Source organism: Rhizobium sullae (genome assembly GCF_900169785.1).
Taxonomy (GTDB): domain Bacteria; phylum Pseudomonadota; class Alphaproteobacteria; order Rhizobiales; family Rhizobiaceae; genus Rhizobium; species Rhizobium sullae.
Window position 1 is genome coordinate 38,294 of sequence record NZ_FWER01000038.1, and the last position, 13,781, is coordinate 52,074.

Below are 13,781 nucleotides of genomic sequence, written 5' to 3' on the forward strand. Positions count from 1 at the left end.
TACGGTCCCAAAAGCGCGAGTGTCAATTCTTTTATTCTGCCGGCGCGTCCTGCACATTTATAGCCGTCATCTCGTTGCCGTTCAGCACAATGGCGGTTGGCATAGATAAGCTTCGCCAGAACGCCGGCGGATCGACCCTGAGAACCCGCGCAGCGTAGATCGATATGGCAGTGCCATGCGATACGACCATGAGGTCGCCACTACCAGCTTGGGGCATTCTGGCTCGAGCGACCGCCTGGTCCATTCTATTGAAAACGGCATCTGCGCTTTCGTCACCAAATATGAGTTGGTGAGGATTCTCCAAGAGCCTGGTGATGCCTGCATCAAAATCAGCTCGCGCAATATATCCCACCTTGGATCGGCCGTGTTCCCGCAAGTCGGGATCAATAAGGATCGGGAGACCCAAACGATCAGCAATCAAGGTCGCAGTTTGATGCGCTTTCTTTTCAGGACTGCTGAGTATTTTCTTGACGCTGAAGCCGGAGAGGTATTTTGCGAGCTTAATCGCGGCTGCCTCACCGGCTGCACTGAGCTTCCAATCTATCGATGGCGTATTCTCTTCAATGAAGGGGATGCTATGACGAATGAGAACAATCCGAGACAATCGCAATTCCAATACCGACCCGTCTTTGGTTGGCTTTCAGGCTAGCCGCATCGCGTCATCCGCCATTCAGTCGCACGACCAGTTCGTCAACGGCAGCCTCCACGGTTTTCGACGCGCTATCGATGACAATCGGGCCGTGCCATTCGTCATACGCTCTTTCGGAAACTTCTTGCCATGTCGGCTTCACGAAACCTTCGACGTCGGTGACGCGTGTTTCAACACGCTTGCGGTGCTCCGCTTCATCTGAGCATACCACCTCGACCTCGACCGCCGTCACGCCAGCAGCTTGCGCGACTGCAAGCCAAGATACTCGGGTTATTTGGAGGGGATTGACGGAGTCCGCGATGACCGTTCTGCCGAGGGCCAGATTATCTCCAGCAATGCCGTAAGCAACGATGTAGCCTGCAGGTCCGACGTCATCTGCCACTCCGGAAGCGCGGATTGCTTGCTCGATGGTATCGACGCGCACATGGATAGCACTCAGCCGCTGCGCCAAAGCGCGGGCAATCGTCGTCTTTCCACTGCCAGGCAGACCGCCGAAGATAATGAGCATGAGGTGACCGTGGAATAGGTTGCCGTAAATTCCCGTCAAAACTCAGCTTACCGACTTCCAGCGCACGATCAACGACCGAATTCACGTGATGAGGACGGCCATTCATCGACTTAGCGAGCCGTCACTCGCCACAAGGGATATCGAAAAACAGCAGTCCCGGTTCGCCAAGAGAAAGCTGCGCCACAACTTGGCCTTCCGGGTTCAGGATCGCCGTTGGTCCCCAGGCAATACGCCCGTCACGCTCGCCGGTCACATCTGAGGACACGAGCCACAACCCCGTCTCTCGGCAGCGATCACCTCGCACGGCACTGTGCAAATCCTTGAAAGTTTCCGCCTTTTGCCGTGGCATCATGTTGTTTGCGCAGCAGACAATCAGCGATACTCCAAGTTCGGCGACCTTCCGCGCCGCCTCGGGAAAGTTAGTGTCGTGACAGACGTTAATCCCGAAACGCAGGCCATCGACTTCGAAGACAGGCGTGTCATCTCCTGCGTCGAACACCGCCCGCTCGTCATCCAGAAGATGCTGCTTGCGACAGCGGCCGACAATGACCCGCGTTTCACAACGACGGCGGTATTGAATATTCGCCCATCCTCTATTTCGATTAAGCCGAACACGATCATCGGCCGCGCGTTGGAGAGCCGTCGCAATACGGAACCGAAGACGTCTGATCGAAGATCGACGGCGACCCGTCGGGCTGAGAGTTCGTCGGTCAGATAGCCCTGAAGAAAGCACTCCGGGAAGCAGATCAGAGACGTGTTGTTCTCCTCGGCCTGACCCACAGCATCAATCGCATGTTGGGTCGCAGCTTCAATCTGGTCTCGGAACTCAGGCGTCTGGGCCGCAGCAATCCGTACAGTCTTCATGATGACAGGCCTCGCTCCACCTCCGGTACCCAAATGGCCCATCAACATTCCGATCGCGGATATTCACGCAAATGACACGATGGCACTGATGTGGCCCCTTGCCAACGCACGACCCTTCTTTCAATGTATTTGCACGAGGCTTCCATAGACGAGGATCAAAATGCCAACGGGAACCGTGAAGTTCTTCAACCAAGCCAAGGGCTTTGGCTTTATTCAGCCGGACGACGGATCGACCGACACGTTCGTTCATATCTCCGCCGTCGAGCGCTCGGGGCTTGCCAGCTTGAGCGAAGGTCAGAAGGTCAGCTACGAGATCGTTCAGGATCGCCGGTCAGGCAAATCGTCCGCCGAGAACCTGAAGGTCCTGTAGATTTCAAATTGTTATCGGCGATTTGCCGGTAACGCTCAGGGAGGCAGGCACGTCAGGAAAGAAGAAAGCTGCAAGCGCCAACGTTGTTCCTGCTCGCAAGCATCGCTTACGGCCGAAACGAGGTGTGCGCCGCGGCGTGCTCGTCAAGGCAAATCGTCAGATCGCACTGCTTGCTGCACTCGCGGCTCTGCTCTTCCTCTTTGTGCTCACGGTGGGCACACTTTTCGACTGAAATGGAGTGCGCCCCTGGGGGTGGGCAGATATCAGCCGCTGTTGCTAGTCTGCCGCTGATCCTCGAACTGGTGCGAGCTCAGGAACATGTCGAGCCTGCCTGTGCACATTCGCTATCCTGAACGGGCGTTCCCGTACTGAGGCCGATGGCGCCGACCACCTCTCGACGGGGATGCCGCCGGCAACGACGAGCAGGCGTCCGACAATGCTGGTGTTGATCCCGTAAGACGGTTTGCCTGACTGGCTCACATCCACATCGCCATAGCGCTCGGTGGTGCGCTTGGGTCCGGCGGCCCCACAGGCCTTGTCCTGTGCGATGATGGTGCTGGTCCTCGACGTCCTTTGTTCTCTAAGTTTTGCGAGGTTGACGGGAATAATCCCGCGGCGACTTCTCCGCCAGGAAAACAAGCGCCGCCGCGCCTGCCAGGCCCGAGTTCTGGCCCATTGCCGCCCGGACGATCTTCACGTCCCTAAAGGCCGGCATGGCCCATCTGGCAACATAGGCCTCGATTCCCGGATGAAGCCGGTCGAATTCATACGAGAGGCCCCCGCCCATTACAACGATGTCCGGGCTGAAGATATGGATCAGGCTCATGATGCCCCGCCCCAGAATTTCCGCCTCCTCGTCGACCAACTGGTTCGCAACGCGGTCGCCCTGTCTTGCGGCAGCAAAGACATGCTGGCTGTCGATCGTGGCGCCGTCACGTCCCAGGACGGTCTCGCCGAATTCGATAGCCCGCATGCGCGCGCGCGATGTAAAGGCGGTTCCCGACCCGCAGGCTTCGAAGCATCCCCTGTTGCCGCAGGGACAAAGTGCGCCGTCGGGCATGACTGACATATGCCCGATATGGCCCGCCATGCCCTTGCGCCCGCGAAGCACCCGGCCGTCTGCGACAATTCCGCCGCCGATGCCGGTGCTGACCGTCAGATAGACCAGATTGTCGAGCGCCCTGCCCGCCCCAAAGCGCCATTCTCCGATCGCAGCCGCGATGCCATCGTTTTCGAGGCTGACGGGGAACGGGAAGCGTGCCTGCAACTTTGCCTTTAGCGGAAAGCCGGCAAAGCCGGCAAGCGTCGGCACGTCGCTTGCCACACCTGCGACTGTGTCGATCGGGCCCGGTGCGGAAACGCCGACACCAACCACCGACACCGTTGGAGATGCGGCAAGCAAGCCCTCGGCCAAGCCATGAATTTGAGACAGCACGCGTTCAGGACCGGCCGCCGCGTCTGTCCTGTCCTCTGCGCGGGCAAGAATATTGCCCTGCTCGTCGACGAGTGCGGCCCGAACCTGCGTTCCACCCAGGTCTATTCCAATGGCGATCTGCTTCATCTCGCGACCGGACCACTAGAGGGCGTGCAGCCACGCCATGCGCTCCTCGAGCGACGGCGCGTTGAACGCGAGCGAACCGAGGACGACGGTCTCCGCCCCGGACTGACGAAGCAGAGGCACGGTATACTCGCGAATGCCCCCGTCGGCGGCCAGCACGATCCGGTGCGCCGCCCCGCATTCTGCGATGATCTTTTGCGCTTCTTGCAGGCGTTCTCCGGCCTTTTCGTTCAAGCCCTGACCCTTGACGCCGATCGCCGTACCAAGCAGCGTCACGAAATCCAGGCGGGCGGCATATTTGCGCAAGCGCTCTACAGGTGTCTCCACCTTCAGGACCATGCCGGCCGCGACGCCCCGGCGCGCGATAAGGTCGAGGGCGGCCTCGGCAACGCTTTCATTTTCCACGTGCAGGCTGATCAGGTTGCTGCCGGCCTCGGCAAACTGTTCGATCTGCGAAAGCACGATGCTGTCGGCCACCATGAGGTGGACGTGGATCGGACGCGCGGAAATACTGCGGACAGCAGCGACGAGATCGGGGAAGAACAGCATTGCTGGCGCGAAATGCCCGTCGGCGACGTCGATATGCAGGAGGTCCGCATGCGCATCGACGCGGGCGAGATCATCCGCCAGCCGCACGAGGTCGGCCGACCAGACGGAAAACTCCGCGATCAGCCGATTCGTGGGAAGATCGGCAATCCAGGTCTTGGAATGGACGTTCATAGTCTCAAAGCTCCTTCATAAACGTGCCCATGGCATGCCGGAAGTCGGCAACATATTGCGTGCGGCTTTCAGCTTTCGGGGTGATTTGCACGAAGCGCGCCGCCGGGATCCAGTTCGCGAGAGCGCGCGCGTAGGCGATCGGATGGATGATGTCTTGCTCGTGGCCAATCACGAGCGTCGGGACGGCGATGCGCGCCACGTCGGCGTCTGTGACATCCGGCCCGTCGTTAGAAATCGCGGTGAGAAGAGCAGCCGTTACCGCGATGGGTTCTCGCAAGAAGAAGCCGACAAGCGATGCCAGATTGTCGGGGGCGTCGACGGCCAGGCGTTCGCCGACGGGCCCTGCCAGGAATGCTGCCTTTGCCTCTTCCAGGGGCAATTGCGTCAGCAGACGTCCAACCTCCGCATTGGGGATCATATTATCCGGCGCCGGTGCGGTCAGCCATGCCGGCCTTGCGATGGCCAGAGCCCTGACGAGATCGGGTCGTTTGACCGCCAGGCGAAGCGAAATCGCAGCGCCCATGGAAATCCCGCCGATGGCGACCGGTGCGTCGAGGTTTTTTTCGATGTAGGCGACGACGTCGTTAGTGAAGGTGGCAATCGACAGTCGCTGCAATGTGCCAGGCTCAGAGTGGCCGTGGCCGCGCGCCTCGATCGTGATGCGGCGAAACCCGGATTCCGCCGGGAAGGCCTCCGCGGTCTGGCCTGCATCCCCGCACAATCCGTGCAGGAAGATCATCGGCGGCCCCTCTCCCGCCACGTCGACGTTCAGGCGCGTGCGGTCGCTTGTTTCGAAGAAACCTGCCCCGCTCATCGCCCTGCTCCGGCAGGGATCTGCGCGAGTTTTTCGGTGAGAAAGGCGGCGACCCCTTTGGCTTCGACGGCAGAGAGCCCGTGCGCGATCAGGCTGCCCGTAAAGCCGCTTGCCTTCAGCTCGTCGAGATAATGCGCGTAGTCGAGAACGCCCTTGCCGGCCGTCGTGAAGCTACCGTCCGGGTTGCGATCCTTCGCATGCGCCATGACGATGCGGTCGGCCAGAAGGTCGATGGCGGACGAGACGATGGATCTCTGCGCGCCGAGCGGCGCGATCTCGAAGAGGTTGGCCGGATCGAAGACGATCTTGATTCGCGGGCTCTGCAGCTCATTGATCAGCCGCTGCGCTTTTTCGGCCGAGTTGACGACATTGGCGAGTTCGGGCTCGATGCCGAGATCGACATCGTAGCGTTCGGCGATCTCCACTGCCGTTTCCATGGCTTCGAGCATGTCCCGCCAGGCTTCCGGTGTGTTGTTATCGGGATGCGCCTTCCACTGGTCTAAGGGATCGCGCGTGCCGGTACAAAGTGTGATGAGGCCCGTCGACAAGGCACCGCACCGTTCCGCCAGCGTCGACAGCCGGCGATGACCGGCCTGGCGCACCGCCTGATCGGGATGAATCATATTATAGGTGCCGGACACGGCGGCGATCTCTATGCCGGTGTTTTTGACCGCATCCGCGACCTCGCGCGCCTCCGCCTCGGAAATTACATCCGGCATGGAGGGCAAGCCTGAGCAGGCCATGTTGTACTGCGCGCAGGCGAAACCCGCATCGGCGACGGTCTTGAGAACCGACCCCGGCTCCGTCCCCCCAAAAGTCTTGGCGAATATCCCGAGCTTCATCAAACACCACCTGCCACATCGGACAGTGCAACGGCCTTGCCGCTTTCGGCGGAGCGGGCGATGGCGACCATGGCCTGCACGCAGGCGAGGCCGTCGTCGATGTCGGCTCCCTCCATCGGCGCGCCGTCAAGAACGGTGCGGGCGAAGCCTTCGACCTGCCGGCGATAGAAATGACCGTCCGCGCCGAGCACACGGTGCGTCGCACCATCGGCCTCGCGGAAAATGTCCACCTCGCTCGTCTTGTAGTACCAGGGGTTATAGGTCTTGCCGAGAATGCTGCCGTTCTTGCCGTAGATCTGGAAGCCTTCGTGCCAGTCCATACGGACCTGTACCGTCAGGTCGAGATGACCGAGCGCGCCGGAGCCAAACTCCACGTCCACGAACCAGCACCAGATGCCCGCCCGTTCGGAGAGGCGTGCATTGACGGACACGATGTCGCCGGCAAAATAGCGGGCCGTGTCGATCAGGTGGCAACCATGTGCCAGCATGTAGTAGCGCCGGAGATCGGCCTTCGGATCGGCGGAGGGCTTGCGGGCATTGGCGCTGCTGACGATCAGCGGCTGCACCGCATCGGTCATCGGATAGCGATGGGTGCTGTCGCAGTACCAAGCCTTGAGGGCTACCATCTCGCCCATTTCATCCTGGATAAACGACTTCGCCGCCTGGAGGCCGGCATCGAAACGCTTCATGTGGCCGACCTGAAGGACTTTTCCGGATTTTTCGACCGCGGCCTTCAGCTCAAGGCATTCCTCTACCGTGACGCCGACCGGCTTTTCGCAAAGCACATGCTTGCTAGCCTCGAGGGCTCTAATGGACGCCGGGACGTGAAAGGCATCGGCGGTCGCGATGATCACCGCATCCAGGTCCGGATCGGCAAGCATCCTGTCATAGTCGTCGTAGGATTTTTGCGCCCCGTGCGTGATCGCCATACGCTCGCGAAGATCGTCGGCGACGTCGCAGATCGCATAGAGGTCGGCATTCGCCGCCTTGGTGCAGCTTTCGAAATGGGCGGCCTGGGCAATCTGGCCCGCACCAAGCACGCCCACGCGAAGACGTCGTTCCTGTTTTGCTGGCATCGGTAACCCTGGTCTCATCGTTGCGGAACGGCACCGGTCACGGCACCGAAGGAATTTGCGTACAGGAACGGCACCATCGCGCCGGACCTTGGCCTCACAGCGCGATATGCGTCTGCGGGTCGAAAAAATGCAGCTTCGCCGGATCGACGGCCAGGTCGATCCGCTCGCCCGCCCGGACCGTGCTGGCCGCTTCGAACCGCCCGACGGCGTTGGCGGCACCAGTCAGATCTTCGACGGCATCGGGATCGCCGGAATCGACGCGAACGGCATCGAGGTTCAGATGCACGATCAGCTCGGATCCCAATTCCTCGATCGACTTCACGAGGGCTGGAATGGTGGGATAGATACCGCCCGACGGCGGGCGGCTGTCATAGAGGTCTTCCGGACGGATGCCGAAGACCACCGTCTTGCCTTCGAAGGCGGGTAGACCGGGCGCCCGTTCGAGCACATTGGCCGGCAGCGGGATCGAGAAGCTCGGCAACTGGATGCTGCCGCCCTCCACCCGCCCTTCGAAAAGGTTCATGGAGGGCGAACCGATGAAGCCCGCGACAAAGGCGTTGACCGGCCGGTTGTAGAGCGCCTTGGGCGTGTCGACCTGCTGAAGCACGCCGCCCTTCAGGACAGCCACGCGGTCGCCCATCGTCAGCGCTTCGGTCTGGTCGTGCGTGACATAGATCGTCGTGACGCCAAGCTGGCGCTGGAGGTTCGCGATTTCTGCCCGCATCTGGACGCGCAGCTTCGCATCGAGGTTGGAGAGCGGTTCATCCATGAGAAAGGCGGCCGGTTCACGCACCATGGCGCGCCCCATCGCCACGCGCTGGCGCTGGCCGCCCGAAAGCTGCGCCGGCTTGCTGTCGAGTAGCATTTCCAGCTGCAGGACCTTCGCGATTTCATGGACGCGCCTGGTGCGCTCTGCCTTGCTCTTGCCCGCGAGCCTCATCGAGAATGCGATATTGTCGAACACGGTCATGTGCGGATAAAGCGCGTAGCTCTGGAATACCATGGCGATATCGCGATCCTTCGGAGGAAGATCCTCGACATCCTGCCCGCCGATGCTCAATGTTCCGCTGGTAATCTCCTCCAGCCCGGCAATCATGCGCAGCGCCGTCGATTTTCCACAACCGGACGGACCGACTAGGATGAGGAACTCGCCATCATTGATGGTCAAGTCCAAATCTTTGATCGCATGATAGTTGTTCCCATAGGTCTTACAGATCTTGTCCAGCACAACTACAGCCATGTCGTTTCCTCCCGCCATATGCCGCGACGCCGCAAACGGCCCTCTCCGCCATCTGCCGGTTTTCAAATAAAAGGGGCAGTGCCGCTCGTCAAAGTCAACACAAAAACGCACGCTGAAAATTTAAAAGGAGATCTTGTGTACGCTATATCCTTGTAAATGTTAATTAATTACAGATAAAAAAATTATATGCGTGACATTTTATTTTTTAACGCGCGTAATTTTTTCTGGTCAGGAAAGACCCGGAACTGGGCCTGCGCGAAGCGCTTTATCTCGTTTTGGGTTGCACGGGCGACCGCAGAGGGGTCTTTTTGGGGATCGGCGGACGCGCAATGGCCCGGTCGCTGCCATCAGCCCGCAATCGAAGCAGGCACGGGCGCATCGTCCCGCGCCATCCAGGCGCGGCATGCAGCATCGTCGGGCAGGCCCTTGCGGCCGCCCCGCGCCGTGACGGAAATCGCCGCGGCGGTCGTGGGGTAGACGACGCAGTCAAGCGGCACTTCACCGCGCGCAAGCGCAAGCGCATAGGCTCCGTGAAAACAGTCCCCGGCACCGGTGGTATCGACGGCCTCCACCCTGTAAGCCGGAACATGCCAAACAGCCGCATCGTCCTTCTGCCGGAGATAGGACCCGTGATCGCCATCGGTAAGCACCACCGCAGAGCGCTCGGTCGACCAGAGCTTGTCCAGGATCGCCGCCGGATCGTTTTCGCCGGCATAGGTCCGTCCGAAGGAGAGCGGCAGCACGAGATGATCGGAAAGCGCGATGATCCCGTCCGTCGCCGGCCCGGCCGTCCATTCGATATCTGCCACCACGATGAGTCCGAGCGCCCGCGCACGCGCAACCACTGCTTCGGAATGCGTGGCATAGCCGTCGATCAGCAGCACCGGCGCCTGGGTCAGAACCTCGTCCGGCAGCGCCTGCGATGTGCCATGCAAGACGTCGTCGTCATAAGCGATGAACCGGTCGCCATCAGGACCGACCGTGATGACGGACCGGATCGGCGCTGCATCGGCGTGGCGTGGCGCGAAGGAGATGTCGACGCCATCCCTTTCTAGTTCGCTGCCGCCAAAATCCGTCAGAGGCTGTTCGCCGAGCCATCCGACGAAGGCGGCACGCCCGCCCAGACGGACGACCGCGACGAGCGCCGTGGCGACGTTACCGCCGTGGTCCGTGACGCGCTTTGTGACCTTTCCCTTGCCGGCCGTCAGTGCTCGATCGACATACACGATGTCGTCAATTGCCAGGGCGCCGAAGCCCATAACGTGGAAAGGCCAGGACACGGCTCAAGCGCCGGCAGCCGCCAGCGCCTCTTCAGGCGCCGTGCCGTCGTGAATGACCGCCTTGAAGGCACGGGCCGCCCTGGTCGTGTCGCCGTGCCCCCAGAGATTACGGCCCACCACGGCGCCCCTGGCGCCTGCGCGTAGCGCGTCCGACGTCTGGACAAGCGCGCCGAGCAGCGTTTCCATTTTTGGGCCGCCGGCAATGACGACGGGAATGGGGCAGGTCGCGACCGTGTCGCGAAACGACGCAAAATCGCCGGTATAGCCGACCTTGACGACGTCCACGCCGGCTTCGTAGCCAATGCGGACGGCATAGGCGATTTCATCTGGCGTAAAGACGATCTTGCCGCCGTTGGAAAAGTCGCGCGGATAAATATGAGCGATCACCGGCATTTCGAACCGGGCGGCGGCGTTCACCGTATCGGTCAGCCAGCGGATATACTCCCCTTCAGTGTTGCCGCGCACCGGAATGGCAACGGCCAGCGCGTCCGCACCGTAGCGGACGGCGTCCTCGGGCGTCGCGATGAGCTGGCGGATACGGTCGTCGGCAGTAAAGCAGCCAGCCTGGACGACGAGTGCAGCCTTGCCCGCATATTCCGACCAGAGGTGGCGTGCCGCGCCGGGCTGGATGCTGATGTAATCGGGACCGCCCGCCATGACGCGCCTGAGCGCACCCGGCAGGTCCGCAAGGCCGCCTTCACGCACATTGCCATAGCCGACGAAATGGTCGACCGCGCCCCCGAACAGATTGCCCGACGGATTGGAAAACAGGCGAGAGAGGCGAACTTTGGTTCCGAGACCCATGGCAAAAATTCCTTCACGTTTGGTGCCGCCGAGGTTTGAGGGAGCCTAGCTCGAAAATAAAGCAAAACTCAATATTTCGATTTCTTTCATTTCATTCTTGGCGTACGATTTTTGATGTAAATTTTGGCGTATGGCCGTCGCGTTCTCGATCGAAAGCAATCGAAAGAAGCAAAATGTTTTCGAATTTCGAAAGTCACAGTTGCCGTCCAGAGGCTATGCCGGAGCAGTCCATGCTTGCAGTACAAAGACGACATCAGATCATGCTGGAGCTCCAGCGGGTGGGTCAGGCGCGCACGCGCCAACTCGCCGAACTCTTCGGCGTCTCCGAGGTGACGATCCGGTCGGACCTCGAAATCATGGACGGGAAGAAGCAGCTGATCAAAACGCACGGCGGCGCGATCGCACTGCCGGCGGACTCGCCCGCGGCCGCCTTCGAAGAACGCATGCAGCGCAACTTCGACGCCAAGCGGCGGATCGCCCAGATGGCCGCCCGCCAGATCATCGACAACCAGTCGATCGTATTCGACAGCGGCTCCACCCTCCTGCAAGTCGCCATGCAGATGCCGCCAGTCAGCAACGTCGTGGTTGCGACGACGGCCATGAACATCGCCCAACACCTTATGTACCGGCCAGGACTGGACGTCCACATGATCGGCGGGCGCGTATTTCCCGGCACAGTCAGCACGATCGTCTCGGATTCCGACAAGGCGGTCGGCGGCCTCGTGGCACATCAGGCCTTTGTCAGCGCTCATGCGATCGATCCCGCCTTTGACGTCGTGGATATCTCGGAAGATATCGCGCGCACAAAGCGCAACTTGGTGCGCATGGCGCGTCGTGTCGTTCTGGTCGCCGATTCGAGCAAATGGGACATTGGCGCCTCATCCAAGGCGTTCTCGCTATCACGCGTCGACCTCATCATCACCGACAGCAACATGCCGCACAGCATTCGCAACCGCTTGGAAAAGCTGGGCGTGGAGGTCCGCTACGCGTGAGAGAAACGGGCCTTCCCGCAGGAAAGGGAGCGATGAACCGCGGCCATGCGTTGTGCCGACAATACTTGCCAGCGGCCACCCATCAGAACCCGAAGCGATGAAGTGTCTCGCGGTTTGCGCGCACCGCTGCGGCAGGATCGGAGCCGGCGCGGTCCGATTCCTCCTCGACCACCACCCAGCCGGTGAACGCCGGCGCGCCGCAAACTGCCGCGATCACGGCCTGCACGTCGCAAGCGCCCTCGCCCAGCATGGCCCAGGCGCCGTTCGCATCGACATCCTTCAGGTGCACGTAGCGTATACGGTCCCGGAACGCGGCCAGGGTGTCGAACATCGTCTGGCCGCCGCGCAGAATATGGCCCGTGTCCGGTACCCAGCCCACCTGCGGGTCCAGAAGGGCGAACAGGCTGTCATAGTCCTCCCGCGTGAAAAGGAGCGTATTGTGATGCGACGAAGGATGAACCGCAACGCTGACGCCTGCGGCTTTTCCTATCTCCGCCGCGCGGTTGTAGCATTCGGCCGCAATGGCGAATTTGTCCGCAAGCGGACCATCCGAGACAATAGTGGCCGATCCCATCGAGACGAGCGCACCGGAGAAGTTCGCCGCGAAATCGATCCAACGCCGGGCCGCATCGAGATCGACGTCAATCTTTTCCCGCACCGTGAAGCCGCTGCCCGAGCCGAAGGCGAAGGAGACAAGCGTCAGACCCGCCTCTCGAAGCGTGCGCGCGAAGGCGTCGGGCGCCGCAGCGTACCGGCCGATCATCGTGTCGGTGATTTCGATGCCCGAATATCCGCCATCGGTAATGGCGCGTACAAGGTCGTCGGGGTCACCGCGCCAGCGTTCGCCCAGCATTTCCCATGTGAAGGTCTGGCAGCCGATTTTCAGTTCCGCATTCTTCATGTTTGGTCCTGGGCCCGTTCATCGATCAGCGTCCGATACGGAAGACGGCGGCTTGCACACAGATCCGACGGGTAAACGTATCGCCCGGGCCTGCGCCAGGCAAAGCGGAGACCGTTATCTCGGTATGTGCATGAAGCCAAGGCGCCTCCCGAATGCCTTGTCTTCACGTAAGATAAAATGTTATCGTGCGTCAATAAATTTTCTGCTTTGCGTTCAATAACAAGATCTCGTCCACCCTCTCCTCCTCACGCAACAACAAGAACCAGGCCCTTCACATGACACAGGCCAAAGGCACGAAACTCAAGATCGGCGTAGTGGGATGCGGCAACATTTCGATGGCCTACATGCGCAACGCTCCGCTGTTTTCGGGGGTCGAGATCACGGCCTGCGCAGACCTCGACGGGCAAGCGGCGCGGCGCCGTGCAGACCAATTCAACCTACGCGCAACCGATGTCGATTCCCTGATCACCGCCGATGGCATCGATCTCGTCTTGAACCTGACCGTTCCGTCTGCGCATTTCGACGTCTCCATGCGCGCGCTGTCGGCCGGAAAACATGTCTTCACGGAAAAGCCTCTGGGCGTGACCGCCGACGAGGGACGCCGCCTTGTCGATACGGCCGCTGCGAAGGGATTGGCTCTGGGGTCGGCCCCCGATACGTTTCTGGGCGCGGCCGGACGCCACGCGCGCCGCCTGATGGACGCCGGCGCCATCGGCAAGCCGGTGACGGGCACCGCCTTCATGATGGGGCGCGGCATGGAGCACTGGCATCCCGACCCGAGTTTCTACTATCAGGCCGGCGCCGGACCGGTAATGGACATGGGTCCTTACTATCTCACCATGATGGTCAACTTGATGGGCCCCGTGCGCCGCGTGCAGACCGTCGCCACCAGCGGGCACGAGGAACGGCTCATCACAGCCGAGGGGCCAAAGAAGGGCACGCGCTTCAAGGTCAGCACGCCGACCAGCGTCCTCTCTCTCCTTGAATTCCAGTGCGGTGCCACCATGACCTTCGGTGCATCCTGGGACGTGTTCCGTCACTCCAACCACCCCATCGAACTGCATGGCACGGAAGGCTCCCTACGCCTGCCAGACCCGGATAATTTCGGCGGCGTGGTTGCCCTGTCGAGCCAGGGTGCGCCGTGGCAGGAGACGGACACGGCG

General features: G+C 61.1%; 14 protein-coding genes and 1 pseudogene. 3 read left to right on the forward strand and 12 right to left on the reverse strand.

The window, feature by feature from the left end; genetic code table 11:
• Nucleotides 1-31: 31 nt before the first annotated feature.
• From BN1800_RS27075 to BN1800_RS27085, 3 genes and pseudogenes are all read right to left on the reverse strand, one after another.
• On the reverse strand, nt 32-604 hold the full coding sequence (locus BN1800_RS27075) for a histidine phosphatase family protein (RefSeq protein ID WP_087001912.1): 573 nt from the start codon (nt 602-604) through the stop codon (nt 32-34).
• Nucleotides 605-659: 55 nt separating this feature from the next.
• On the reverse strand, nt 660-1,157 hold the full coding sequence (locus BN1800_RS27080) for a P-loop nucleotide/nucleoside kinase family protein (RefSeq protein ID WP_087001913.1): 498 nt from the start codon (nt 1,155-1,157) through the stop codon (nt 660-662).
• Nucleotides 1,158-1,278: 121 nt separating this feature from the next.
• Nucleotides 1,279-2,021: pseudogene (locus BN1800_RS27085) on the reverse strand (carbon-nitrogen hydrolase family protein).
• Between the two features lie 160 nt (nt 2,022-2,181).
• Between BN1800_RS27085 and BN1800_RS27090 the strand changes: the two are divergent.
• Nucleotides 2,182-2,391: a cold-shock protein gene (locus tag BN1800_RS27090; RefSeq protein WP_027509204.1), complete on the forward strand. Its 210-nt coding sequence runs from the start codon at nt 2,182-2,184 to the stop codon at nt 2,389-2,391.
• A 580-nt stretch (nt 2,392-2,971) separates the two neighbouring features.
• Here the strand turns inward: BN1800_RS27090 and BN1800_RS27100 are convergent.
• The 8 genes from BN1800_RS27100 to BN1800_RS27135 all read right to left on the reverse strand — a co-directional run bounded on the left by BN1800_RS27100 (nt 2,972) and on the right by BN1800_RS27135 (nt 10,725).
• Nucleotides 2,972-3,952 carry an ROK family protein gene (locus tag BN1800_RS27100; RefSeq protein WP_087001914.1) on the reverse strand — a complete coding sequence of 327 codons (981 nt, stop codon included), beginning with the start codon at nt 3,950-3,952 and terminating at the stop codon, nt 2,972-2,974.
• Nucleotides 3,953-3,967: 15 nt separating this feature from the next.
• Nucleotides 3,968-4,669: a ribulose-phosphate 3-epimerase gene (locus BN1800_RS27105; RefSeq protein ID WP_087001915.1), complete on the reverse strand. Its 702-nt coding sequence runs from the start codon at nt 4,667-4,669 to the stop codon at nt 3,968-3,970.
• 4 nt (nt 4,670-4,673) lie between these two features.
• A complete protein-coding gene (locus BN1800_RS27110; protein ID WP_087001916.1) occupies nt 4,674-5,483 on the reverse strand; it encodes an alpha/beta fold hydrolase in 810 nt (269 codons plus the stop codon).
• Nucleotides 5,480-6,325 (reverse strand): sugar phosphate isomerase/epimerase family protein, encoded by an 846-nt coding sequence (locus BN1800_RS27115; protein ID WP_087001917.1) that lies wholly within the window; start codon nt 6,323-6,325, stop codon nt 5,480-5,482. Before BN1800_RS27115 ends, BN1800_RS27110 begins: the two co-directional genes overlap by 4 nt.
• A complete protein-coding gene (locus BN1800_RS27120; protein ID WP_087001918.1) occupies nt 6,325-7,401 on the reverse strand; it encodes a Gfo/Idh/MocA family protein in 1,077 nt (358 codons plus the stop codon). The genes BN1800_RS27115 and BN1800_RS27120 overlap by 1 nt, the downstream gene beginning before the upstream one ends.
• A gap of 94 nt (nt 7,402-7,495) precedes the next feature.
• Nucleotides 7,496-8,641: an ABC transporter ATP-binding protein gene (locus BN1800_RS27125; protein ID WP_027509198.1), complete on the reverse strand. Its 1,146-nt coding sequence runs from the start codon at nt 8,639-8,641 to the stop codon at nt 7,496-7,498.
• A gap of 347 nt (nt 8,642-8,988) precedes the next feature.
• A complete protein-coding gene (locus BN1800_RS27130) occupies nt 8,989-9,921 on the reverse strand; it encodes a PfkB family carbohydrate kinase (protein ID WP_087001919.1) in 933 nt (310 codons plus the stop codon).
• 3 nt (nt 9,922-9,924) lie between these two features.
• Entirely contained in the window at nt 9,925-10,725 is an 801-nt protein-coding gene (locus BN1800_RS27135; protein ID WP_027509196.1) for a beta/alpha barrel domain-containing protein, read from the reverse strand.
• Between the two features lie 230 nt (nt 10,726-10,955).
• Between BN1800_RS27135 and BN1800_RS27140 the strand changes: the two genes are divergently transcribed.
• Nucleotides 10,956-11,717 carry a DeoR/GlpR family DNA-binding transcription regulator gene (locus BN1800_RS27140; protein ID WP_027509195.1) on the forward strand — a complete coding sequence of 254 codons (762 nt, stop codon included), beginning with the start codon at nt 10,956-10,958 and terminating at the stop codon, nt 11,715-11,717.
• Between the two features lie 82 nt (nt 11,718-11,799).
• Here the strand turns inward: BN1800_RS27140 and BN1800_RS27145 are convergent, their stop codons facing one another.
• The gene (locus tag BN1800_RS27145; protein ID WP_087001920.1) at nt 11,800-12,618 is read right to left on the reverse strand and encodes a sugar phosphate isomerase/epimerase family protein; all 819 of its coding nucleotides are present in this window, start codon (nt 12,616-12,618) and stop codon (nt 11,800-11,802) included.
• 275 nt (nt 12,619-12,893) lie between these two features.
• Between BN1800_RS27145 and BN1800_RS27150 the strand changes: the two genes are divergently transcribed.
• Nucleotides 12,894-13,781 (forward strand): Gfo/Idh/MocA family protein (locus tag BN1800_RS27150; RefSeq protein WP_087001921.1); only part of this gene is annotated, 888 nt, incomplete at its 3' end.